At 65.8% G+C, this 22603-nt stretch carries 18 protein-coding genes; 15 read left to right on the top strand and 3 right to left on the bottom strand.

All coding sequences use genetic code 11. The features are described from left to right. The first annotated feature begins 8 nt into the window (after positions 1-8). On the top strand, positions 9-1421 hold the full coding sequence (locus ABT375_RS13910) for a UdgX family uracil-DNA binding protein (protein ID WP_416464908.1): 1413 nt from the start codon (positions 9-11) through the stop codon (positions 1419-1421). A gap of 121 nt (positions 1422-1542) precedes the next feature. On the opposite strand, the gene ABT375_RS13905 is transcribed toward ABT375_RS13910, so the two are convergent. Further along, positions 1543-2100 (bottom strand): outer membrane protein, encoded by a 558-nt coding sequence (locus tag ABT375_RS13905; RefSeq protein WP_416462995.1) that lies wholly within the window; start codon positions 2098-2100, stop codon positions 1543-1545. Positions 2101-2415: 315 nt separating this feature from the next. Here ABT375_RS13905 and ABT375_RS13900 point away from each other — a divergent pair, with 315 nt between their 5' ends. Next, positions 2416-3081 (top strand): peptidase, encoded by a 666-nt coding sequence (locus tag ABT375_RS13900; RefSeq protein ID WP_416462994.1) that lies wholly within the window; start codon positions 2416-2418, stop codon positions 3079-3081. Then, positions 3081-3767 (top strand): hypothetical protein, encoded by a 687-nt coding sequence (locus ABT375_RS13895; RefSeq protein WP_416462993.1) that lies wholly within the window; start codon positions 3081-3083, stop codon positions 3765-3767. The genes ABT375_RS13900 and ABT375_RS13895 overlap by 1 nt, the downstream gene beginning before the upstream one ends. Before the next feature lie 135 nt (positions 3768-3902). On the opposite strand, the gene ABT375_RS13890 is transcribed toward ABT375_RS13895, so the two are convergent. Next, positions 3903-4358, bottom strand: coding sequence for a peptidylprolyl isomerase (locus ABT375_RS13890; RefSeq protein ID WP_261935736.1), 456 nt, complete (start codon positions 4356-4358; stop codon positions 3903-3905). 167 nt (positions 4359-4525) lie between these two features. On the opposite strand from ABT375_RS13890, the gene mgtE reads away from it, so the two are divergent. Further along, a complete protein-coding gene (mgtE, locus tag ABT375_RS13885) occupies positions 4526-5962 on the top strand; it encodes a magnesium transporter (RefSeq protein ID WP_416462992.1) in 1437 nt (478 codons plus the stop codon). 43 nt (positions 5963-6005) lie between these two features. Next, on the top strand, positions 6006-6404 hold the full coding sequence (locus ABT375_RS13880) for a DUF1489 family protein (RefSeq protein ID WP_416464907.1): 399 nt from the start codon (positions 6006-6008) through the stop codon (positions 6402-6404). 146 nt (positions 6405-6550) lie between these two features. Here the strand turns inward: ABT375_RS13880 and ppc are convergent, their stop codons facing one another. Next, the gene (ppc, locus tag ABT375_RS13875) at positions 6551-9262 is read right to left on the bottom strand and encodes a phosphoenolpyruvate carboxylase (RefSeq protein WP_416462991.1); all 2712 of its coding nucleotides are present in this window, start codon (positions 9260-9262) and stop codon (positions 6551-6553) included. 114 nt (positions 9263-9376) lie between these two features. Here ppc and ABT375_RS13870 point away from each other — a divergent pair, with 114 nt between their 5' ends. The 10 genes from ABT375_RS13870 (at position 9377) to ABT375_RS13825 (ending at position 22509) form a co-directional block, all read left to right on the top strand. Further along, positions 9377-10828, top strand: coding sequence for a helicase HerA domain-containing protein (locus ABT375_RS13870; RefSeq protein ID WP_416462990.1), 1452 nt, complete (start codon positions 9377-9379; stop codon positions 10826-10828). After that, entirely contained in the window at positions 10825-11289 is a 465-nt protein-coding gene (locus ABT375_RS13865; RefSeq protein WP_416462989.1) for a low molecular weight protein-tyrosine-phosphatase, read from the top strand. The genes ABT375_RS13870 and ABT375_RS13865 overlap by 4 nt, the downstream gene beginning before the upstream one ends. Positions 11290-11533: 244 nt before the next feature. Then, positions 11534-13657: a sodium-translocating pyrophosphatase gene (locus tag ABT375_RS13860; protein WP_416462988.1), complete on the top strand. Its 2124-nt coding sequence runs from the start codon at positions 11534-11536 to the stop codon at positions 13655-13657. A gap of 222 nt (positions 13658-13879) precedes the next feature. Next, positions 13880-14875, top strand: coding sequence for a sensor domain-containing diguanylate cyclase (locus ABT375_RS13855; RefSeq protein ID WP_261935743.1), 996 nt, complete (start codon positions 13880-13882; stop codon positions 14873-14875). A gap of 112 nt (positions 14876-14987) precedes the next feature. Then, complete coding sequence (locus ABT375_RS13850; RefSeq protein ID WP_416462987.1) at positions 14988-16940, top strand: alpha/beta hydrolase family protein; 1953 nt, start codon at positions 14988-14990, stop codon at positions 16938-16940. A gap of 124 nt (positions 16941-17064) precedes the next feature. Beyond that, a complete protein-coding gene (locus ABT375_RS13845; RefSeq protein ID WP_261935745.1) occupies positions 17065-17745 on the top strand; it encodes a DUF2490 domain-containing protein in 681 nt (226 codons plus the stop codon). Between the two features lie 190 nt (positions 17746-17935). Beyond that, entirely contained in the window at positions 17936-19060 is a 1125-nt protein-coding gene (locus ABT375_RS13840) for an 8-amino-7-oxononanoate synthase (RefSeq protein ID WP_416462986.1), read from the top strand. Between the two features lie 13 nt (positions 19061-19073). Continuing rightward, a complete protein-coding gene (gene bioD / locus ABT375_RS13835) occupies positions 19074-19706 on the top strand; it encodes a dethiobiotin synthase (RefSeq protein WP_416462985.1) in 633 nt (210 codons plus the stop codon). 104 nt (positions 19707-19810) lie between these two features. Then, complete coding sequence (locus ABT375_RS13830; protein WP_416462984.1) at positions 19811-21868, top strand: M13 family metallopeptidase; 2058 nt, start codon at positions 19811-19813, stop codon at positions 21866-21868. Positions 21869-22092: 224 nt separating this feature from the next. Continuing rightward, positions 22093-22509 (top strand): DUF4168 domain-containing protein, encoded by a 417-nt coding sequence (locus ABT375_RS13825; RefSeq protein WP_129925614.1) that lies wholly within the window; start codon positions 22093-22095, stop codon positions 22507-22509. Positions 22510-22603: the final 94 nt, after the last annotated feature.

Below are 22603 nucleotides of genomic sequence, written 5' to 3'. Positions count from 1 at the left end.
CGCCAACCCTGTATCGCGTCGCGCTGACCGCTCCGGACGATTTCGACGGCTGGCGGGATGCGGCGCGGCGGCTGGCGGTCAACGGCGTCGATCCGGCCGATGTCGTCTGGCAGGCGGGGGAGACGGCGGGCGGCGACCTGTTCGGCGACGCGCCCCTGCCGCCCGACCGGCCCGGCGCGGGCTTCTCGGTGCCCCGCGCCTTCGTCGACCTGGCGCAGAGCGCGATCCTGCATCGCGACCCCGAACGCTTCGCCCTGCTTTATGCGCTGCTATGCCGGCTGCGCGACCGGCCGGGGCTGATGGAGGACAAGGCCGACCCGCTGCTGCGCCGGGTCGATATACTGGCCAAGGCGGTGCGCCGCGACATCCACAAAATGCGCGCCTTCGTGCGCTTCCGCGCTTTGGAGGATGCGGTCGGCCCGCGCTTCGTCGCCTGGTTCGAGCCCGACCATCATATCGTCCGCGCCAATGCCGGTTTCTTCCTGCGCCGCTTCGCGACCATGCACTGGTCGATCCTGACCCCGGAGGCCAGCATCCATTGGGATGGCGAGACATTGAGCGAGGGACCGGGCGCCAGCCGTGGGGACGCCCCCGCGGACGACCCGGTCGAGGATCTATGGAAGGGCTATTATGCCGCGATCTTCAATCCGGCCCGGCTCAAGACCAAGGCCATGCTGTCCGAAATGCCGAAAAAATACTGGCGCAACCTGCCCGAAGCCGCGCTCATCCCCGACCTTGTCGCCGGCGCGCAAGCGCGCGAGGCGGCCATGATCGCGACCGCGCCCCTGCCAGAAAAGGCGCCGCCCAAACGCCAGGGCAATGCGGCGACCGTCTGGGCGGCCCTCCGCGAGGAGGCGATGACTTGCGCCCGCTGTCCGCTGCACCGGGACGCCACGCAGACGGTGTTCGGCGAAGGCCCGCTCGACGCGCCTTTGCTCTTCATCGGCGAGCAGCCCGGCGATCAGGAGGATCTGGCCGGGCGGCCGTTCGTGGGACCGGCGGGCCGGTTGTTCGACCGGGCGCTGGCGCAGGCCGGGGTGGACCGGTCGCGCGCTTACGTCACCAATGCGGTCAAGCATTTCAAGTTCGAACGGCGCGGCAAGAGGCGGCTGCATCAATCACCCGACGCCGGCGAAATCGAGGCGTGCCGCTGGTGGCTGAAGCAGGAGATCGATCTGGTTCGCCCGCGCATCATCGTCGCACTGGGCGCGTCGGCGGCCCGCGCCATGCTGGGCAGGGCGGTGACGATCAGCCGGGCGCGGGGTCAGGCGATCGCGCTCGACAACGGAGCGGAAGGCTGGGTGACGGTGCATCCCAGCTATGTGCTGCGTCTCCCCGACGAGGATCGCCGCAAGGAGGAACTGGCGCGCTTCGTCGCGGACCTGCGGGGGATCGGCGAGCGGCTGAAGGCGCTGCCATAAACAAGGAATGCGGAACGGCTACAGTCCAGGAAGCCGTTCCGCACCCCAACTTCCATCAGGAAGTTGACTGAGAAGACGGGACGGATCGTTGCGACCCGTCCCGCCTAGCCGGTGATTAGGATCAGAATTTCGCGACGACGCCGGCCATGGGACGGATCGAGTGGAAATTGCCCGTCGTATCGGCCTGGACGCGCAGGCGGATATTGCTGCTCTCGGCCGAACCGCCCATGTCGGCGGGCGACAGTTCGACGCCGGCGCCATAGGTCATGCCGTGATAGTCGCGGCTATCCTTGCCCAGCGCATCGAAATTGGTCCACTGATAGCCGACCTTGGTGAAGATCATGCTGTCCTTGCCCGCCTTCACGCCGACACGGCCCGCGGCGCCATATTCCCAGTCGATGTCGCCCGACACGCCCTTGGACGCGGTGCCCTCGACGCCCAGCACCAGCGGCCCGGCGACATTGACGTTCACGCCCGCCACGCCCTCGACCATACGGCCCTTGTAGCCGACCGGCGGGATGCCTTCCTTGCTGGTTTCGCTGTCATAATTATGCACGCCCCCCATCACGCCGACATAGGGTTCGATGCGGCGGGTGGACGAACCGGCGTCATCCTGCGCCATGGCGGCGGCAGGCAACAGGAACGCGGCGGCGGCTGCCGAAAAAAGCAGTGTCTTCATGGGGTGACCCTTTGTCTGTTGTGGATTTTTTGCGCGGCGGTGTGGACCCGCCGGGCCGATGCGAGCGCTCAAAGCGGCTGCGATCGACAGGAGGAAGAATGACCGGACCCGCCCGAAGGTTTCCTGAACGATCCACAAAATCCGGTCAGCAGGCGATTATGTGACGGAAAGAACACGCTTTCTGTCGCCCCGATGAACGAGGGCCGGCTTTTCTGAACCTGCGATAAACGCTGGCGCGGAAAGGATAATCCATTCACAACCAATTCAACCGGGGCGCGTTACGCAAGGCATCAGATGGAGATGAGGAGAAAGGCGATGACGGGCATCCGACATCGGTTCCTGGCGGTAATCGGACTTGCAGGCGCGCTGGCCCTGGGCGGTTGCGCCTATGATGACGGCTATGGCTATGGCGGCGTGAGCGTAGGCAGCGGCTATTATGGCAATGGCGGCTATTATGGCGACGGCTATTACGGACCGTCGGGCTATTATGACAGCGGCCCCTATGGCGGCTGGTACGACAATTATTATTATCCGGGCAGCGGCTATTATGTCTACGATCGCGGGGGGCGACGCCAGCGCTGGAATGACGGCCAACGCCGCTATTGGGAAGGCCGCCGGGCCGAGCGCGGCGACGATGGCCGTTGGCGCGGCCGGGACCGGGATCGGGACGGCAACTGGCGCGACCGCGATCGCCAGCCGGGCAATAACGGCAATTGGACACGCCCTCCCCAAGGTTCGGACAATGGCGACCGCAACTGGGGACGGGATCGCAATGACGGCCGGGGTCGCGACCGTTGGCGTGGCAATGACAGCGCGCGGCCCACGCCCCAGCCGGGCCTGCGCCAGCCGCAGTTCCGGCCCAAGGTCCAGCCCCAGGTCCAGCAACAGCCGCGACCGCAGATGAACCAGCCGCGCCCGCAGCGCGACTGGGGCGGCGGTGGGCGCGGGCGTGAACCGACAGCCCGGATTCGCCCGAACTGATGCGGCGATCGACGAAGACCGCCGCCCTGCTCTCCCTCCTTCTCGTCGCGGCCTGCGACGGGCGGGAGGAGAGTGCGATCGACAATCTCGCCAATGGCGCCAATGCGGCGCAGGTGGAAAATAACGTCCGGGCGGAGGCGATGGCGGTGATGGAACCGCTCAAGCCACCCGCACCCGGCACGCCCGGCGGCCTGCCCGTCGATCCCGCCCCGGTCGCCGAAGGATCGATCGATCCGGACAGCGCGCAGGGCGCCGCGCAGGTGGTGCAGGGCTATTATGGCCTGCTGGAGGAAAAGCGGTTCGAGGATGCGCAGGATCTGTGGGACCAGAGCGGCGCGATCGGATCGCAGGACGATGCCCATTTCGCGGCGCGCTTTCGCGGCTTCAGCGAGATTCACGCCAATGTCGGCGCGCCGTCCGAACCGGAAGGGGCGGCCGGATCGATGCATGTGACGGTGCCGGTGCAGGTCTATGGGCGCATCGCCGCCAATGGCCGGCCCTGGCATGTGCTGCGGCAGGTGGTGTTGCGCCGCGTCGATGACGTCCCCGGATCGACCCAGGAACAACGGCGCTGGCATATCGAAACGATCGGGGCCTATCAGCCGCCGGTGGATGCATCCGGTGCGGACAACGGCGCGGAGGCGCAGGCCATTTCGATGACGGACGGGATGGCGAAACGACCGTAGACGCCGGCAAGGCGATTGCCCGATCGATCGTCGCACCGCCTTCCGCTCGCAATCATGATGATGCGTCACCGCCTGTAAAAAAGGGCGCCCGGTCTTCGCGACCGGACGCCCTTTGCCATGCGATCCAGGCTGATGTCAGGCGACGGTCGCCGTGACGATCTTGCCCGGCGTGCGCGGCGGCTCGCCCTTGGGCAGGGCGTCGACATGCTCCATGCCCGACGTCACTTCGCCCCAGACGGTGTACTGGCCATCGAGGAAGGTCGCGTCGTCGAAGCAGATGAAGAACTGGCTGTTGGCGCTGTTCGGGTTGGACGAACGGGCCATGGAGCAGACGCCACGGACATGCGGCTGACGGCTGAATTCCGCCTTGATATCCGGCTTGTCGGGGTGGCCGCCCATGCCGGTTCCGGTCGGGTCGCCGCCCTGCGCCATGAAACCGGGGATGACGCGGTGGAACACCACGCCATCGTAAAAGCCTTCCTTCGCGTTTTCCACGATGCGCGCGACGTGGCCGGGGGCCAGGTCGGGGCGCAGCTTGATCACGACGTCGCCGCCGCTGTCGAGGGTAAGGGTAAGGGTTTCGTCGGCCATGAAGCATCCTCTCATGTGGGAAGGGGTGATGCCCCCATATAGAGGCTTCAAAAGGGGATGGAAGTTTCTTGTGGAGAAGCCGTTCCCCCGGCTTCACCCCATTGCAATTCCATGTTGCATGGGCGAAAGCAGCCGGATGTTACAGGAACCGGACAGTAGGGGGCGCCATGAGCGAGCGCGGCGATCCAGCCGAACCCCTGTTGCATGGGGCAGATACTGACGAAGAGACGATCGTCGAACAGGCTGAAACGAGCCTGGACGAAGATGATCGGCTGAAGCCCGAATTCCTGTCCGCCGTGCTCGACGCGGTCGAGGATGGCGACAGCGAAACCGCGCGCGACCTGGTGTCGCCGCTCCACCCCGCCGACATTGCCGACCTTCTGGAACTGACGCCGTCGGAACGACGCGCCGATGTCGCCGCCGCGCTGGGAGACCTGGTCGGCGCGGAAGTGCTGTCCGAACTGAACGACTATGTCCGCGACGACCTGATCGGCGCGCTCGCCCCCGAACAGCTCGCGGAATTCGCTGCCGAACTCGACACCGACGACGCCGTCGCCATCATCGAGGATATGGAGGAGGCCGACCAGCAGGCCGTCCTCGACGCGATGGAGCCGGAAGACCGCGCCGCGATCGAAAGCGCGCTGTCCTACCCGGAGGAATCCGCCGGTCGCCTGATGCAGCGCGATCTGGTCGCGGTGCCGGAACATATGACGGTCGGCCAGGTCATCGACTATCTGCGCGACAATGCCGACCTGACCCGCGATTTCTGGGAAATCTATGTCGTCGATGCGGCCCATCGGCCGATCGGCTATTGCCAGTTGAGCTGGATATTGACCTGCCCGCGCGGCATATCCATGGCCGACCTGATGAAGCGCGAACAGACGCTGATCCCGGTCGACATGGACCAGGAAGAGGTCGCCCTGCGCTTCCAGAAATATGCGCTGATCTCCGCCGCGGTGATCGATTCGTCGGGCCGGCTGGTCGGCATGATCACGGTCGACGACGTCGTCCACATCATCGCCGAAGAAGCGGGCGAGGATATATTGCGCCTGTCGGGCGCGGGCGAAGGCGACATCAACCAGCCGATCCTGATGACGGTGCGCACGCGCCTCGTCTGGCTGGTCGTCAATCTGGGCACGGCCATGATCGCCGCGTCCGTGGTCGGCCTGTTCGAAAAGACGATCGAACATCTGGCGCTGCTGGCGGCGCTGATGGGGATCGTGTCGGGCATGGGCGGCAATGCGGGGACGCAGACGCTGGCGGTGATGGTGCGCGCCATCGCCACCAATCAGGTCACCAGTTCCAACACGCTGCGTATGATCGTGCGCGAATTTCGCATCGCCGCGACCAACGGATCGGTACTGGGCGTGCTGATCGGCATCGGTTCCTATCTGATCTACGGCCAGCCTGGCCTGTCGCTGGTGTTCGGCACCGCCGTCCTTATCAACAATATGGTGGCGGGGCTGGCGGGCGTGCTGATCCCGGTGACGCTGGACCGGCGCAATATCGATCCGGCCGTGTCGTCGGCGGTATTCGTGACCATGATGACCGATTCGCTGGGCTTCTTCACCTTTTTGGGGCTGGCGACCATCTTCCTGACCTGATGCCGCATTGACCTGCGCGGCCCTGCTGCCCATCTGCTGCACCATGCCGCTTCACATCACCAAGATCGCGTTCCGCAGCGAAAGCCCCGCCACCCTGCGCGCCTGGCTGGAAAGCCATGAAGGCGAGGCGCGGACCACCACTCGCTACCTGCCCAAGCGGGTGGAGGAGATGGCGGGCGGGTCGCTCTACTGGATTCACGGCCACAGGCTGGTCGGCCGCAGCCCGATCCTGGGCTTCGAGGAGACGGGGCAGGGCCGCTACTGGATCAGGCTGGAACCGCGGCTGATACCGGTGCGCAGCAAGCCCAAGCGCGCCCATCAGGGCTGGCGCTATCTCGAAGACGCGGACGCCCCGCCCGACCTGGACGGGGACGAGGCGGACGAGCTGGACACCATGCCCGCCGCGCTGCTGGGGGAATTGAGCAAATTGGGGCTGGTGTAGGGCGAAATGCCGCCATATCTCCGTTCGCTTCGAGCGAAGTCGAGAAGCGGATAGCACTGTGATGGCGTTTAGCGTCGCCGAACTCGGCTCTGCCTTGTTTCTCGACTTCGCTCGAAACGAACGGAGGTTGTTCGTCCGGTGAGAGCCTAGCCGCTGTTCCGCAGCGCCGTCGCGATCGCGTTGATCGACAGTTCGATCCCTTCCTTGATGCGCGGATCGTCCTCGCCTGCGCGGTGGCGCTTGAGCAATTCGACCTGCAACAGGTTCAGCGGCTCGATATAGGGCAGGCGCAGCCGGATCGATTCATCGAGCGCCGGGTTTTTCTCCAGCAGCCGCGACTGGCCGGTCGCGGCCAGCAGTCCGTCATGCGCCTGTTGCCACCCCTCGCGAATACGCCCGAAAATCGCCTCGCCCGCCGCCTGATCCTCCACAAGCGGCAGGTAGCGCGCGGCGATGCCCAGGTCGGACTTGGCCAGCACCATCTCCAGATTGGCGAGCGCGGATTTCAGGAACGACCAATGCTGCCCCATGTCGGCCAGCAGCGCCTTGTCCTCGAATGCGGCCAGCGCCTGCCCCACGCCATACCAGCCGGGCAGCATCACCCGCGCCTGCGCCCAGCTGAACACCCAGGGAATGGCGCGCAGATCCTCGATCGCATGGCTTTTGGTCCGGCTGGCCGGGCGCGACCCGATCTTGAGGCCCGATATCTCCTGGATCGGGGTCAACTGACGGAAAAATTCCTTGAACCCCTCGGTGCCGTAGACGAGGTCGCGATAGGCGGCGAAGGCATTTTTCGACAGTTCGTCCATCGCCGCGCTGAACCGGGCGGCGTCGCGGTCCGACACGCCTTCCGGCTCCAGGCTGGCGAGCAGGGTCGCGCTGGTCATCGCCTCCAAATTGGTCATGGCGACGTCGCGCGTGCCGAATTTCGCGGCGATCACCTCGCCCTGTTCGGTGATGCGGATGCGCCCCTGCACGCTGCCGCGCGGCTGCGCCTGGATCGCCGCGAAGGCGGAGCCGCCGCCGCGCCCCACCGCGCCGCCGCGGCCGTGGAACAGTTGCATCGCCGCCCCGGCGTCGGCGAACACCGGCTCCAGCGCCTGGCTCGCTTTGTAGAGGCTCCAGGTCGAGGTGATGTAGCCGCCATCCTTGTTGCTGTCGGAATAGCCGATCATCACTTCCTGATGGCCGCGCGCCTTCACCCCGCCTGCGATTTCGGGCAGGCCGAAATAGGCGGTCATGATGGATGGCGCGGCCTCCAGATCGGCGATCGTCTCGAACAGCGGGATCGCCATGATCGCGGCCTGCGGCGGCGCGCCATCGACGCCCGCCTGCCACAACCCCGCTTCCTTGAGCAGGATGTTGACCTCCAGCATGTCGGACACGCTTTCGGCCTTGGAGATGATATAATGGGTGATGCAGGCCGGGCCGTAGAGCCGGTGCGCCGTGGCGGCGGCATGGACGATCGCCAGTTCGGACGTGGTTTCCTCGCCATAGGCGGAAAAGCGCGATCCCAGCGGGCGATTGCTGGCCAGTTCGCGGCGCAGCAGCGCGATCCGCGCATATTCGTCGAGCGCGCAATAGTCCGCCTCGACCCCCGCCGCCTTGAGCAGTTCCGCCACCACCCGCTCATGCACGGCGCTATTCTGCCGCATGTCGAGCGTCGCGAGGTGGAAGCCGAACGTCTCCACCGCGCGGATCAGCCGCCCCAGCGCCCCGCCGGTCGACAGCGCGCCGTCGCCTTCGCTCGCCAGCCCCTGCGCCACCGTCACCAGATCACGGCGGAACTCCTGCGGCGTCGCATAGGCGTCGCCCTTCAGGCTGGACGGCCGCGCCGGTTGCCCACCCGTCAGCGTGGTGCAGGTGGCCGCCAGCCGCGCATAGATGCCGGACAAAGCGCGGCGATAGGGTTCGTCCTTGCGGCTGGGCGATGCGTCGCCGCTCGCCTCGGCCAGGTCCAGCACCGCCTGGGGCACATGGGCGAGTTCGGTCGAAAGCGACAGTTCCGCCCCCAGCGCATGGAGCGCGTCGAGATAATAGGCGATCGCCGCCTGGCAGCCGCGTTTCAGCGCGAACTCCAGTTGCGGCGCCTGGACGAAGGGGTTGCCGTCGCGGTCGCCGCCGATCCACGACCCCACCCGCAGGAAGCTTTGCGGCCGCGCGCCCAGCACCCGCTCCCACCGCGCATATAGCGCGGGCAGCACCGGCAGGAAGGTGTCGCGGAAATAGGCGAGGACATTGTCGATTTCGTCGGCGACGAACAATTTTTCCCGCCGCAGCGGGCGCGTCTGCCACAGCAAGGCGATCTGGCGGAAGATCGCCTCGTCCAGATTTTCGCCCTCGTCCGTCTCGATCTGCCCGGCATCCTTGAGGTGCATCAGGTCGGCGATGCGATTCTTGTGGTCGATCATGCTCTTGCGCCGCACCTCGGTCGGGTGGGCGGTCAGGACCGGCACCATCAGGCTGTGCGCCAGCAGACCCAGCACCGCATCCTTGTGGATGCCATGCGATTCCAGCCGCGCTACCGCGGAGGCGACATCGGCGCCCGGCTCGGCCGCCACCCCCTGCCGGTCCTCTGCCAGATTGGCGAGCATCGAGAAGAGCATGAAACCACGGGTGAAATTGAGCGTATCGTCGAGATCGAGCGCGTCCAGCCCGCTATCGGTCAGGTCCGCCCCCTGCAATCCCCGCGCCCGGTCGACCGATGCGGAACGGATATATTCGGTCTGCTTGTAGAGCTTCTCCCCCCCATAGGCGCGAATGACGTCGCCCAGCAGCCGCCCCAGATAGCGGATGTCGGGATTCTGCGTGATCGCCGGAGCTGAGGGGGGAGAGTCGCCATGAGCATGATGCTGCATTGCAACAGGGGAAGGGTCAAGCGGTGGTTGAGGATGGTAAGGGTCAGATCGCCATGACCGGCATACCCGCAACCGCCCTTGCACTCCCCCACCCCCTGCGCCAAAGACGCAATCGTGACCGCCAGCATCAGCATAGGGACCGACAGCCACGGCAAGGACGTGCTGGTCGATGTCGAGGAATTGCTCGCCACCCGGCTGCTCGTCCAGGGCAATTCGGGGTCGGGCAAGTCGCATCTGCTGCGTCGCCTGCTCGAAGAATCCGCGCCGATGGTGCAGCAGGTAGTGATCGATCCGGAGGGCGATTTCGTCACGCTGGCCGACGCCTATGGCCATATCGTGATCGATGCGGGCGACTATAATGAGCGCGAGATCGTCAAGATGGCGATGCGCATCCGCGAACATCGCGCCTCGGTGGTGCTGAGCCTGGAGTCGCTGGAGCTGGAGGCGCAGATGAAATGCGCCGCGACTTTCCTGTCGACCCTGTTCGATGCGCCGCGCGACCATTGGTATCCCGCCTTGGTGGTGGTGGACGAGGCGCAGATGTTCGCGCCCGTATCGGCGGGCGACGTGTCGGACGAGGCGCGGCGACTGAGTCTGGCCGCCATGACCAACCTGATGTGCCGGGGGCGCAAGCGCGGCCTTGCCGGCGTGATCGCGACGCAGCGGCTGGCGAAACTGGCCAAGAATGTCGCGGCCGAAGCGTCCAACTTCCTGATGGGCCGCACCTTCCTCGACATCGACATGGCCCGCGCCGCCGACCTGCTGGGCATGGAGCGGCGGCAGGCGGAGCAGATTCGCGACCTGGAGCGCGGGCGCTTTCTGGGCCTGGGTCCGGCGATCGCGCGTCGGCCGGTCAATGTGAAGATCGGCGCGGTGCAGACCGGCACGCGGGGCGGCGCGCACAAGCTGATCGCCCCGCCCTCGACCAGCGGCGAGGATCTGCAGGAATTGCTGTTCGCCCGCGGCGAGGAGGATATGCCGCCCCCTCCGCCGCCCCGCGCCGATCCCCCGCCCCGCCCGGCCGAGGAGATCATCCGCGCGCTCGCCGATGCGCCGTCGGCCCGGCCCGCCGCGCCGGAACTGGATTTCGGCCAGAATGAGCCGGTGGTGGTCGCCGTGCTGGAGGAGATCGTCGCCGATCTGGGCGACGCCCAGCCCAGCGTGTCGACCCTCTATCAGGATTTCGGCGTGCGCTGCCGGATGAAGGGCCTGCGCACCCCGCCGCTCGACCTGCCCGCCTTTCGCAAGCGCTTCGCCATGGCGCAGGCCGGGATGGCCGATGCGCATGATCCGCGCTGGGCCGATGCGATGAAGGCGGCGGAGCCTCTGCCGGAGGATATGCTCGCCCCCTTCCTGCTGATCGCGCGGGCGGCGATGGCGGGTCTGCCCTGCCCCGACGACGCGCATCTGGCGCGCGCCTATGGCACCAGTTCGCCCGGTCGGGTGCGGCGGCTGATCGACTATATGGAAAAGCTGGGCGTCATCGTCGCCCGCACCGATTTTTCGGGCAAGCGATCGATCGGCGTGCCGGGCCTTGGCCTCTCGACCGCGGTGGCGGACGGATGACGGCGCCGTCCGTCCTGTTCGTCTGCCTTGGCAACATCTGCCGCTCGCCGCTGGCCGAAGCCGCGCTGCGGGCGGCGGCGGAGAAAGCCGGGATGGACATGGTCGTCGATTCGGCCGGGACCGGCGACTGGCATGTGGGCAGCCCGCCCGACCCGCGCGCGCAAGCCGTGGCGCTGCGCCATGGCATAGACATCAGCGGCTATGCGGGACGACAGGTGAGTGCCGCGGATTTCCGCCGCTTCACCCATATTTTCGCGCTCGACGCCGACAATCTCAAAAATCTGCGCCGCATCCGCCCGTCGGACGGAACCGCGGACCTGCGCCTGCTGATGGACCTGGTGCCTGGGCGCGAAGGGACGGGCGTGGTCGATCCCTATTTCGGGGACGAGGCCGGGTTCGACCAGACCTGGGACGACGTCACCCGCGCCGCCAGGGTGATCGTAACGCAGGCGCGGCCCTAGACGGGGCGAGGAAGGCGCTCCTCCCATGCGCCATCCATCTTGACGCGGGCGGTGGGCACTGTAGCTTCCTTCCACCCTATTCTCAGCCCGGTTGGACCGCCTATGCGCGCTGCCATGTTGCTGATTGACGCGGTGCCCGACGCCGGACCGTCCTCGTCCGGCCGCCCGCTTTTGCGCCTTTCGCCTGCCCGTCATTCCCTGCGGAGCGGTCGATGACAGTCATAACAGGGGGAGAGGAACATCCATGCAAATCGTCTATATCGCCATAGGATGCGGCCTGCTGGCCATATTCTACGGCCTGTTCACCAGTCGCCAGGTGTTGAGCCAGCCACCGGGCAATGACGCCATGCAGGCGATCGCCGGCGCGATCCAGGAGGGGGCCAAGGCCTATCTGGGCCGCCAATATACCACCATCGCCATCGTCGGCCTGGTCGTGGCCGTGCTGGTCCTCTATTTTCTGGGGATCACCTCCGCGGTCGGATTCCTGATCGGGGCGATCCTGTCGGGGGCGGCAGGGTTCATCGGCATGAACATATCGGTGCGGGCCAATGTCCGCACGGCCGAAGCCTGTCGCGGCACGCTGCAAAGCGGGCTGACCGTCGCGTTCCGGGCCGGCGCCATCACCGGGATGCTGGTGGCGGGCCTCGCCCTGCTCGCGATCAGCGTCTTCTTCTGGTATCTGACCGGCCCCGCCGGCCATGCCCCCGACGACCGGCTGGTGATCGACTCGCTGGTGGCACTGGCGTTCGGGGCCAGCCTCATCTCCATCTTCGCGCGGCTGGGCGGCGGCATCTTTACCAAGGCGGCCGATGTCGGCGCGGATCTGGTGGGGAAGGTCGAGGCCGGCATTCCGGAGGATGACCCGCGCAACCCCGCCGTCATCGCAGATAATGTCGGCGACAATGTCGGCGACTGCGCCGGCATGGCTGCCGATTTGTTCGAAACCTATGTCGTCACCGTCGGGGCCACCATGGTGCTGACCGCGCTGCTGGTCACAGGCGTGGACAACGCCTTCCTGATGAAGCTGATGGCGCTGCCCCTGATCGTCGGCGGCGTGTGCATCATCACCTCGATCATCGGCACCTATATGGTCCGCCTGGGCGCCAGCCAGTCGATCATGGGCGCGCTCTACAAGGGTTTCTGGACCACAGCGATCCTGTCGATCCCCGCCATCTACTTCGCCACCCAATATACGCTGGGCGACCTCAATACCGTGTTCGGCGCGGATCTGGACGGCTATGGCGGCTATACCGGCATGAAGCTGTTCTGGTCGATGCTGGTCGGCCTGGCCGTCACCGGTCTGTTGGTGGTCATCACCGAATATTATACCGGCACCAACTATCGCCCGGTCCGCTCGATCGCCAAGGCGTCCGAAACCGGCCATGGCACCAACGTCATCCAGGGGCTGGCAATCAGCCTGGAATCCACCGCGCTGCCCACTTTGGTCATCGTCGTCGGCATCATCGTCGCCTATCAGTTGGCGGGCCTGATGGGCATCGCCTTCGCCGCGACCGCGATGCTGGCGCTGGCCGGCATGGTGGTGGCGCTCGACGCCTATGGCCCTGTCACGGACAATGCGGGCGGCATCGCCGAAATGGCGCATCTGGACGATAGCGTGCGGGTGAAGACCGACGCACTGGACGCCGTGGGCAACACGACCAAGGCGGTGACGAAGGGCTATGCCATCGGCAGCGCGGGTCTGGCGGCGCTGGTGCTGTTCGGCACCTTCACCCAGGATCTCGATTATTATGGCGCGGCGCTGGGCCTGACCGAGCCGGTCGATTTCAGCCTGAAAAACCCCTATGTCATCGTCGGCCTGCTGCTCGGCGCGTTGCTGCCCTATCTGTTCGGCGCGATGGGCATGACCGCGGTCGGCCGCGCGGCGGGCGACGTGGTCAAGGACGTGCGCGACCAGTTCGCCACTAACAAGGGCATCATGGAAGGGACGTCGCGCCCCAATTATGCCCGTACGGTCGATCTGGTCACCCGCGCGGCGATCAAGGAGATGATCGTGCCGTCGCTGTTGCCGGTGCTGGCGCCGATCGTCGTCTATTTTGCGATCACGGCGGTGGCGGGCAGCGACAACGGCTTCGCCGCGCTGGGCGCCTTGCTGCTGGGCGTCATCGTGTCCGGCCTGTTCGTCGCTTTGTCGATGACCAGCGGCGGCGGCGCATGGGACAATGCCAAGAAATATATCGAGGACGGCCATCATGGCGGCAAGGGCAGCGAAGCCCATAAGGCCGCGGTGACCGGCGATACGGTAGGCGATCCCTACAAGGACACGGCCGGCCCGGCGGTGAACCCGATGATCAAGATCACCAACATCGTTGCGCTGCTGCTGCTTGCGGCGCTGGCGCACGGGGCCTGACAGCCCCCGATCGGAGGGGAGAGGCCACGCGCCTCTCCTCCCCTTGCCTGCGGCCCGGCTGGTCGTATAGCATCCTTGCCAACCTGTTTTTTAACCCTTTGTTCAGGGCAGAGGCACAGTGTGACCGTTGACGGTCGGCCTGACGGGGGCGGACCATGCCGCACCGGATTTCCTGTCATGCTTCACGAAGCGTGACCCAAGCCAGCCACCGGATGCCATGATATGCTGCAAGCGATTACCAACGACGAACCGGGCCGCATCGCTGCGCTGCGGCGCTATGAGATACTCGACACACCGACGGAAGGCGCGTTCGACAAGGTCACCAATCTGGTGCGGACGCTGTTCGGCGTGCCGATTTCCGCCGTATCGCTGATCGACAAGGACCGGCAATGGTTCAAGGCGATTGCCGGGCTGGACGTGCAGGCAACGCCGCGCAGCGTCGCCTTTTGCGATCATGCCATCCGCCAGAGCGACCCCCTCGTCATACCCGACACGCAGGACGATGTGCGCTTCCGCGACAATCCGCTGGTCACCGGCGATCCGGGCATCCGCAGCTATGCCGGCGTGCCGTTGCGTACGCCCGACGGCTATAATATCGGATCGCTGTGCGCCATCGATACCCGCGCCAGGGATTTCCCGGCCGAACAGATGGAGATTATGAAGGGCCTGGCCGCCATCGTGGTGGAACAGATGGAATTGCGGATGCTGGCCGAGCGCGACCATCTGAGCGGCGCCATGACCCGCCGCGCCTTCGTCGCCGAAATCGACAAGCGGATCGCGCTGTTCGTCCGGCACCAGCGGCCCGCCGCGCTGATCCTGCTCGACATCGACCATTTCAAACGGATCAACGACTGCCATGGCCATCCCGTCGGCGACCGGGTGATCGAGGCGGTGGCGCAATGTTGCGCCGGCCTGTCGCGTCCCAGCGATTCGCTGGGCCGGATCGGCGGCGAGGAATTCGGGCTGCTGCTGCCCGAAACCAGCGAGACGGAAGCGCTGGCCGCTGCGCGCCGTTTCTGTGCCGCGATCGAGGCGTTGGAGATCCCGCACGATCCACCGTTGCGCGTGACCGCCAGCTTCGGCGTGGCGGCGATCGGCCCCGGCCGCATGACAAGCCAGGACTGGCTCACCGCGACCGATGCGGCGCTCTATGAGGCCAAGCGCGGCGGCCGCAACCGCGCGGTACTGGCCCCGATCGAGGCAATCCGCGCGGCCTGACCACCCAGGCGTCATCGCCGCCGTAATGGATTGATTAACAGTGATTTTCAGGTGACGCTCCTTGCCTTCGCCCATATATCGATCCTGGGGTCGATCTTATGTCGGGGGGAATATGTCGCGCATAATCATGCTGTTGGCCGGTACAGCCTTGGGCGGGAGCGCGCTGGCGCAAACGCCGCCGCCCGCGCCCGTGGCCCAGGCGCAACAATGGACGGTCCGCGATTTCGCCGCGCTGCCGCTGATGGAGCGGCCGAGCCTGTCGCCCGACGGGCTGCACATCGCCAGCCGTGTCGCGGTGAATGGCGAACAGCGACTGGTGATCGCCGACGTCTATGAAGGCCCCAATCGCATCCGGTCGATGGGCCTGGGCGACAATGACCTCAACTGGTGGAAATGGGTCAATGACGACTGGCTGATCGCCGGAGTCGGCAATGAATCCAACGTCCAGGGCATGCCATGGTATCTGAGCCGCGTCGTCAGCATCAAACGGGACGGCAGCAAGGTGACGCTGCTCGCCAAGAATGCCGCCGCGCAAAATGCCGATGACGTCATCTGGATCGCGCGCGACGGCAGCCCGCGCATCCTGTTGTCCTATCAGACCTCCATCTATTATTCCGAGCCCGGCTTCTGGCCGAAGGTGGACGAAATCGACATCAGCACCGGCCGGATGCGCAGCATCGTCGCGCCGCGGCAGCATGTGCGCGGCTGGTATGCCGATGCCGGCGGTACGGTGCGGATGGGCGTGGGCTATAATGACGCCAGCCGGACATCGACCCTGCTGTATCGCGCGGATGGCAGATCCAGCTTCCGCGTCGTCGATCGCGCCAACCGGCGACGCGACGAATTGATGGTGGTGCCGCTGCTCTTCACCGCCGATCCGGGCAAGGCGATCGCCAGCGACGATCATGAAGGCGCCGACGCACTCTACGAATATGACCTCGGCACGCTGGAACTGGGTCGCAAGATATTCGCCGCGCCCGGTTTCGACCTGGGCGGGATTGAGGAGGATGCCGCGGGAACCGGGCTGGCCGGGGTCCGCTACACCGCCGATGCGCCCGCGGTGCACTGGTTCGACCCCAATCTGGCGAAAATCCAGGCCGATATCGACAAGGCGGTGGGGGACCGGCGCGCGCGCATCATTTCCACCAGCCGCGACGGCCAGAAGATGATCGTCCATGTCGGCACACCCGACCAGCCGGGCGCCTATTATTATTACGACACGGCCGCCGGGGCGATGAGCGTGTTGTCGCGCGTCAGCGATCAATTCCCCGGCAAGACCCGCCTCTCCCCGGTCAAGACGATCCGCTACAAGGCGCGCGACGGACTGGAGATCGCAGCGGTACTGACCCTGCCGGCAGGGCGCGAGGCCAAGGATTTGCCCCTGATCCTGATGCCCCATGGCGGCCCCTTCGCCCGCGACAGCGAGGAATGGGACTGGTGGGTGCAGTTCCTGGCCTGGCGCGGCTATGCCGTGTTGCAGCCCAATTATCGCGGATCGGCGGGCTATGGCACCGCCTTTGCGGAAAAGGGCGAGGGGCAATGGGGCCTGGCGATGCAGGACGATCTGAACGACGCGGTCGACTGGGCCGTGGGACAAGGGATCGCCGACGCCAAGCGCGTCTGCATGGTGGGCGCATCCTATGGCGGCTATGCGGCCATGCGCGCCGCCCAGCGCGACGGCGGCCGTTATCGCTGCGCCATGTCCTATGCCGGCGTGTCGGACCTGGCGGCGATGATGCGCTATGATGGCCGCTTCCTGTACCATGGCACGCGCAAGGACTGGATGAAGGAACAGGCGCCTGATTTTACGACCGTGTCCCCGGTGAACTTCGCCGCGCAATTTTCGACGCCGATCCTGCTGATGCACGGCAAAAAGGACCGACGGGTTCAAGTCAACCAATCCCGCGAAATGGCCGAGAAACTGAAGGCCGCCGGCAAGGTGGAGGGGCGCGACTATATCTATGTCGAACAGCCATTGGCCGACCATTTCTTCTCGCGCGAAGCCGATCGGATCGAGTTCCTCGAAAAGCTCGACGCCTTCCTGAAAGAGTATAACCCCGCATGACGCGGGACGAAGATACGAAACAGACATGCATTGTCATCAAAATGCAATGCAAACGTCACCATGGAGTCATGCAACCGTCATAGTGGCGCGGCACCGCCAAGGCCGGCGGTGGAGATGATGCCCGATGCGCCCGACCGCCCTATTCTTGTCCATGCTGGCCGTGCTGGCGCTGCCCGCCGCCGCGCACGCCAGCGAGGACGAGCAACTTTGGACCACCGCCAGCGCCACGGTGAAGCTGGGCGAGCATTGGCGGCTGTCGCAGGAGGTGGTCGCCCGCTTCAGCGACGACCGCAAGGGCCTGTATGAAATCGAATCCAACACGCTGGTCGGCTACAAACTGTCCAAGGCGGTGACGATCTGGGCGGGCTATACCCATGATCCCCAATATGCCGGCGGCGACTTCACCGTGATGGAGCATCGCGGGCGGCAGCAGGTGACGTTCGACAATATCGCCAGGATCGGCCCGGTATCGGTCAGCGCCCGGATGCGGATGGAGGAACGGTGGCGCGAAGGCGTGGACGGCACCGCCTGGCGGCTGCGCCCCTATGTGAAGCTGGTCATGCCGTTCCGGGAAGGCGGCAAGACCGCGCTTGTGCTGAGCCATGAAAGCTTCTTCGACCTCAACAAGACCAATTTCCAGCGGGTCCAGGGCGAAGAGCGGATGCGCAACCTGATCGCCATCACCACCCCGGTGGCGAAGAATGTGAATGCCGAGATCGGCTATCTGCACCAGCACGGTTTCCGCCGCCACGCCGACGACAGCAACGACAATGTCGCCTCCGTCTCGCTGAGCTTCAGTTTCTAGAGCCGTTTGCGATCCGATTAGATCGGATCAACCGCGCTCGTTTTTAGTGTTACGCGATGTCCGGGTCGTCAGATGATTGGCTTCGCCGAACTGCGTTTCCATCTGATTGGAAATCGCTTTAGGGGCCGGGGCGATCCAGGCCGCCCCGACCCTGCTTGCCGCCTCCGCCAGCCGGGCCTATAGGCGCGGCATGACCGCCGAACCGTACGCCAAGCAACTCGCCGCGCTGGAATCGCGCGGGCGGTTGCGTCGCCTGATCCCCCGTTCCGGGCGAGACTTCGCCTCCAACGACTATCTGGGCCTGGCCGGCGATCCGATCATCGCCCAGGCCGTCGCCGACGCGATCGGGCGCGGCGTGCCGGTCGGCTCAGGGGGCTCGCGGCTGCTGCGCGGCAATGCGCCCGAACATGAGGGGCTGGAGACCAAGGCGGCCGATTTCTTCCGCACCCAGGCGGCGCTGTTCGTCGCCAACGGATACGTCGGCAATCTGGCGCTGTTTTCGACGCTGCCCCAGCGCGGCGACCTGATCGTCGCGGACGAACTGATCCACGCCAGCGCCCATGACGGCATCCGCATGAGCAAGGCGCAGGCCGTGTTCGCCCGGCATAATATGGTGCAGAGCTTCGCCGACCTGATCGTGGCCTGGCGCAAGGAGGGCGGAACGGGGCGCATCTGGATCGCGGTCGAGACGCTCTATTCCATGGATGGCGACATGGCGCCGCTCACCGACCTCGCCAAGCTGGCCGCGACCCATGGCGGGATGCTGCTGCTGGACGAAGCGCATGGCACCGGGGTCTTCGGGCCGGGTGGGCGCGGCCTGTCGGCCGGGCTGGACGGGCTGCACAATGTCATCACGCTGCATACGTGCGGCAAGGCGATGGGGGCGGAAGGCGCGCTGATCTGCGGTCCGCGCATCCATATCGACTATCTGATCAACCGCGCCCGCGCCTTCATCTTCTCGACCGCGCCGTCCCCGCTGATGGCGGTGGCGGCCTCGGCGGCGCTCGACCGGATCGAGCAGGCGAGCGACCTGCGCGACCGGCTGAAGACGCTGCGGCAGGACGCAGCCGAAGCGATCTGCGCGCCGCTGGGCCTGCCCTCGCCGCGCAGCCAGATCGTGCCGGTCATCCTGGGCGACGATATCCGCGCCATGGCGGTGGCCGCGGCCTTGCAGCAGGCGGGCTTCGACGTGCGCGGCATCCGCCCGCCGACAGTGCCAGCCGGGACCAGCCGATTGCGCATCTCGCTGACGCTCAACGTCGGCCGCGCCGATGTCGCCGCGCTGGGCCACGCACTCAGGAAGGCGATGGCATGAGGAGGGGCAGGGCATGAGCGTCCTGATCGTCACCGGGACCGATACCGGCATCGGCAAGACCGTTTTCGCCGCCGGCCTCGCCGGCGCGCTCGGCGCCCATTATTGGAAACCGATCCAGGCCGGGGTCGATCCGGAGGGCGACAAGGAAAGCGTCGCCGCCCTGTCCGGCCTGCCCGCCACGCATATCCTGCCCGAAGCCTTTCGCCTGGCCACCCCCGCCTCCCCCCATCTCGCCGCGCGGATCGACGGCGTGGCGATCGGGCTGGACCAGCTGGCGCTGCCCCAGGTGGACGGACCGCTCGTGGTCGAGGGCGCGGGCGGCGTGCTGGTGCCGATTTCCGAGACGTTGCTGATGGCCGACCTGTTCGCCCATTGGGGCCAGCCTGTGATCCTGTGCGCGCGCACGGGTCTTGGCACGATCAACCACAGCCTGCTGAGCATTGAGGCGCTGCGGGCGCGCGGCGTGCGCGTGGCGGGCATCGCCTTCATCGGCGAGGCGCATGACGAAAATGAGCGGATCATTCCGCAACTGGCGGGCGTGTCGTCGCTCGGCCGCTTGCCGCATCTCGACCGGCTCGATCCCGCCGCCCTGGCCGCCGCTTTCGCAGCCCACATCCGGCTTCCCGAATATTTCAACGATCGATAATTTTCGACCAACGACATGGACTTCATTCTTTGACGGGCGTTCAAGTCCGCGTCAGAACGAACGGCCCAAGGCCGATCGCCATTATGATGCAAGGGATGCAACCCATGAAAACCCTCCTCCTCGGCGCAGCCGCCACGGCGCTGGCGCTGGCCGCCACCATGGCGCAGGCCGACCAGCCGGCAACACCTGCCGCAGCGCCGGCCGCCTCTCCCGCCACCGCCGGCAAGCCCACCTATGGCAGCTATGGTTTCGACGCCGCGGGCATGGATCCGTCGGTGAAGCCGGGCGACGATTTCTACGACTATGCCAATGGCACATGGGCGAAGAACACACCGATCCCCGCCGACAAGTCCAATTATGGCGCATTCAACACGCTGGACGACCTGTCGCGCACGCGGACCAGGGCAATATTGGAAAGCGCGCAGAAGGACAGCGGCAGCAAGATCGGCAACGCCTATGCCGCCTATATGGACGGCGCCACGGTCGAGGCCAAGGGACTGGCGCCGATCAAGCCCTGGCTGGACGAGGTCAGGGGCGTCACCGACCTGGCCGGCTATGCCAGGGTCGCGGCCAAGGGCGCCCGCGCCGGCGTACCCGGCCCGTTCCGCTTCTATGTGGGGCAGGACGATAAAGACCCTGAAACCTATATCCTGTCGATGACGCAGGGTGGCTTGGGCCTGCCCGACCGCGACTATTATCTGGACCAGGGCGAAAAGATGGCGGCGATCCGCACCGCCTATGTCGCGCATCTGGAAAAGATGCTGACCCTGGCCGGCGAAAGCGACGCCAAGATGCGCGCGGCGGCGCTGATGGCGTTCGAAACGGAGGTCGCCAAGGTCCATTGGAGCCAGGTCGAAAGCCGCGACGCCGACAAGACCTATAACAAGATGACGCTGGCCGACCTGCAGAAGACCGCGCCGGGTTTCGATTTCGCCACCTATTATAAGGCGAACGGACTGACCCCCGCCAGCCTGCTGGTCGCGCAGCCGAGCGCCGTGACCGGCGAAGCCGCGCTGATCGCCAAGACGCCGGTCGGCGTGCTCAAGGACGCGCTGCTGCTGGCCAGCCTGCACGCCTATGCCGACTATCTGCCCGACAGCGTCGCGAACGCTGACTTCGCCTTCTACGGCACCACCCTGTCGGGCACGCCGGAGCGCGAGGAACGGTGGAAGCGCGGCGTCACCTTCCTCAAGGAATCGCTGGGCGAGGAAGTCGGCAAAGTCTATGTCGCCCAATATTTCCCGCCGGAAACCAAGGCGGCGATGGACGTGCTGGTCAAGAATGTCCTGTCCGCCATGGGCCGCCGCATCGACGGCCTGCCATGGATGAGCGATACGGCCAAGGCGCGCGCGCACAAGAAGCTGGCCGCCTTCACGCCCAAGATCGGCTATCCCGACAAGTGGCGCGATTATGACGGGCTGGCGATCAGGCGGGACGACCTGCTGGGCAATGCGCAGCGGTCGAACCAGTTCGAATTCGACTATAATATCGGCAAGCTGGGCAAACCCATCTATCGCTGGGAATGGGGCATGACCCCGATGGAGATCAACGCCTACGCCAATTTCGGCATGGTGGAGATCGTCTTCCCCGCCGCGATCCTGCAACCGCCCTTCTTCGATCCCAAGGCGGACCCCGCGGTCAATTATGGCGGCATCGGCGCGGTGATCGGCCATGAACTCAGCCATCATTTCGACGATCAGGGCGCGAAATATGACGAGACGGGAAAGCTCAACCAGTGGTGGACCGACCAGGACGTCGCCAATTTCAAGGCGCTGACCACGAAGCTGGGCGCCCAATATGACGCCTATGAGCCCTTCCCCGGCGCGCATGTGAAGGGCGCCTTCACCATGGGCGAGAATATCGGCGACCTGGGCGGCCTGGCGGTCGCGCTCGACGCCTATCATGCGTCGCTGGGCGGGAAGCCCGCGCCGGTGATCGATGGCATGACCGGCGACCAGCGCTTCTTCCTGGGCTGGGCGCAGGTGTGGCGGCGCAATTATCGCGAGGCGAATTTACGCCAGCGGCTGGTCACCGATCCGCACGCGCCATCGCAATATCGGACCGACATCGTGCGCAATTTTGACGCCTGGTATGATGCGTTCAAGCCTGCGCCGGGCGGCAAAATCTATCTGGCGCCCAAGGATCGCGTGAAAATCTGGTGACATCCAATGGTCGGCCCGGACCGTTTTGACGAATCCGGGCCGATCGTCATTGCGCGCCGGCGAAGGGCGCTGCGGCGGATCGCGACTGTGGCGGGACGAGCTGTTTCCCTCAATCCCGTTACCCCTCAAATCCCACAACTGGCCGTTCAGGCCTTTTCCGAAAGGAACGCTTTCAACAACTTGGTCGTCTGTTCATCAGTATATCGGTCAAGAGGAGAAGAAAGTTGACGGGTCCCAACAGCAGTAAATTTCTGAAAGCCGGCATCGCGTCGATCGCGCTGTTCGCAGCTTACCCCGCCCTTGCGCAGGATGCCGCCGCTCCTACAGCACCCACCGCGCCCGCAGCAGGCGCCAGCAATTTCAGTGACAGCGACATCAAGCAGTTCGCCGCCGCGGCGGTCGAAGTGACCAAGATTCAGTCGGACGCCTCGATCGCCGAGGCCGACAAGCAGCCCAAGATGCTGGCCGCTTTGCAGGCGTCGGGCCTGCCGCCTGAAAAATTCAACCAGATCGGGCAGGCGGCGGCCGCCGATCCGGCGCTCCAGCAACGCATCCAGGCCGCCGCGCCGCCGGCTCCGGCTGCACCAGCGGCACCTGCGACTCCGGCCGCCCCAGCGCAGCCGGGCCAGCCGCCGCAATGACGTGATAGCGAGGGGCCGGTCACAGACCGGCCCTTTTCTTTCGCGCCCGACACACGGGTTCGTCACGATAGTTCCCGCAATATCGAAAAATATC

The organism is Sphingomonas sp. VDB2, assembly GCF_047946695.1.
Taxonomy (GTDB): domain Bacteria; phylum Pseudomonadota; class Alphaproteobacteria; order Sphingomonadales; family Sphingomonadaceae; genus Sphingobium; species Sphingobium bisphenolicum.
The sequence above is the reverse complement of the archived record's forward strand: the minus strand, read 5'-3'. Positions and strand labels throughout refer to the sequence as shown.

Excerpts from the sequence above, each read along its gene's own strand:
- ABT375_RS13845 (WP_261935745.1), top strand. The coding sequence starts at position 17,065 with ATGCGCCCGACCGCCCTATTCTTGTCCATGCTGGCCGTGCTGGCGCTG.
- ABT375_RS13840 (WP_416462986.1), top strand. The coding sequence starts at position 17,936 with ATGACCGCCGAACCGTACGCCAAGCAACTCGCCGCGCTGGAATCGCGC.
- bioD (WP_416462985.1), top strand. The coding sequence starts at position 19,074 with ATGAGCGTCCTGATCGTCACCGGGACCGATACCGGCATCGGCAAGACC.
- ABT375_RS13830 (WP_416462984.1), top strand. The coding sequence starts at position 19,811 with ATGAAAACCCTCCTCCTCGGCGCAGCCGCCACGGCGCTGGCGCTGGCC.
- ABT375_RS13865 (WP_416462989.1), top strand. The coding sequence starts at position 10,825 with ATGACGGCGCCGTCCGTCCTGTTCGTCTGCCTTGGCAACATCTGCCGC.
- ABT375_RS13860 (WP_416462988.1), top strand. The coding sequence starts at position 11,534 with ATGCAAATCGTCTATATCGCCATAGGATGCGGCCTGCTGGCCATATTC.
- ABT375_RS13855 (WP_261935743.1), top strand. The coding sequence starts at position 13,880 with ATGCTGCAAGCGATTACCAACGACGAACCGGGCCGCATCGCTGCGCTG.
- ABT375_RS13850 (WP_416462987.1), top strand. The coding sequence starts at position 14,988 with ATGTCGCGCATAATCATGCTGTTGGCCGGTACAGCCTTGGGCGGGAGC.
- ABT375_RS13905 (WP_416462995.1), bottom strand. The coding sequence starts at position 2,100 with ATGAAGACACTGCTTTTTTCGGCAGCCGCCGCCGCGTTCCTGTTGCCT.
- ABT375_RS13895 (WP_416462993.1), top strand. The coding sequence starts at position 3,081 with ATGCGGCGATCGACGAAGACCGCCGCCCTGCTCTCCCTCCTTCTCGTC.
- ABT375_RS13900 (WP_416462994.1), top strand. The coding sequence starts at position 2,416 with ATGACGGGCATCCGACATCGGTTCCTGGCGGTAATCGGACTTGCAGGC.
- ppc (WP_416462991.1), bottom strand. The coding sequence starts at position 9,262 with ATGCAGCATCATGCTCATGGCGACTCTCCCCCCTCAGCTCCGGCGATC.
- mgtE (WP_416462992.1), top strand. The coding sequence starts at position 4,526 with ATGAGCGAGCGCGGCGATCCAGCCGAACCCCTGTTGCATGGGGCAGAT.
- ABT375_RS13880 (WP_416464907.1), top strand. The coding sequence starts at position 6,006 with ATGCCGCTTCACATCACCAAGATCGCGTTCCGCAGCGAAAGCCCCGCC.
- ABT375_RS13890 (WP_261935736.1), bottom strand. The coding sequence starts at position 4,358 with ATGGCCGACGAAACCCTTACCCTTACCCTCGACAGCGGCGGCGACGTC.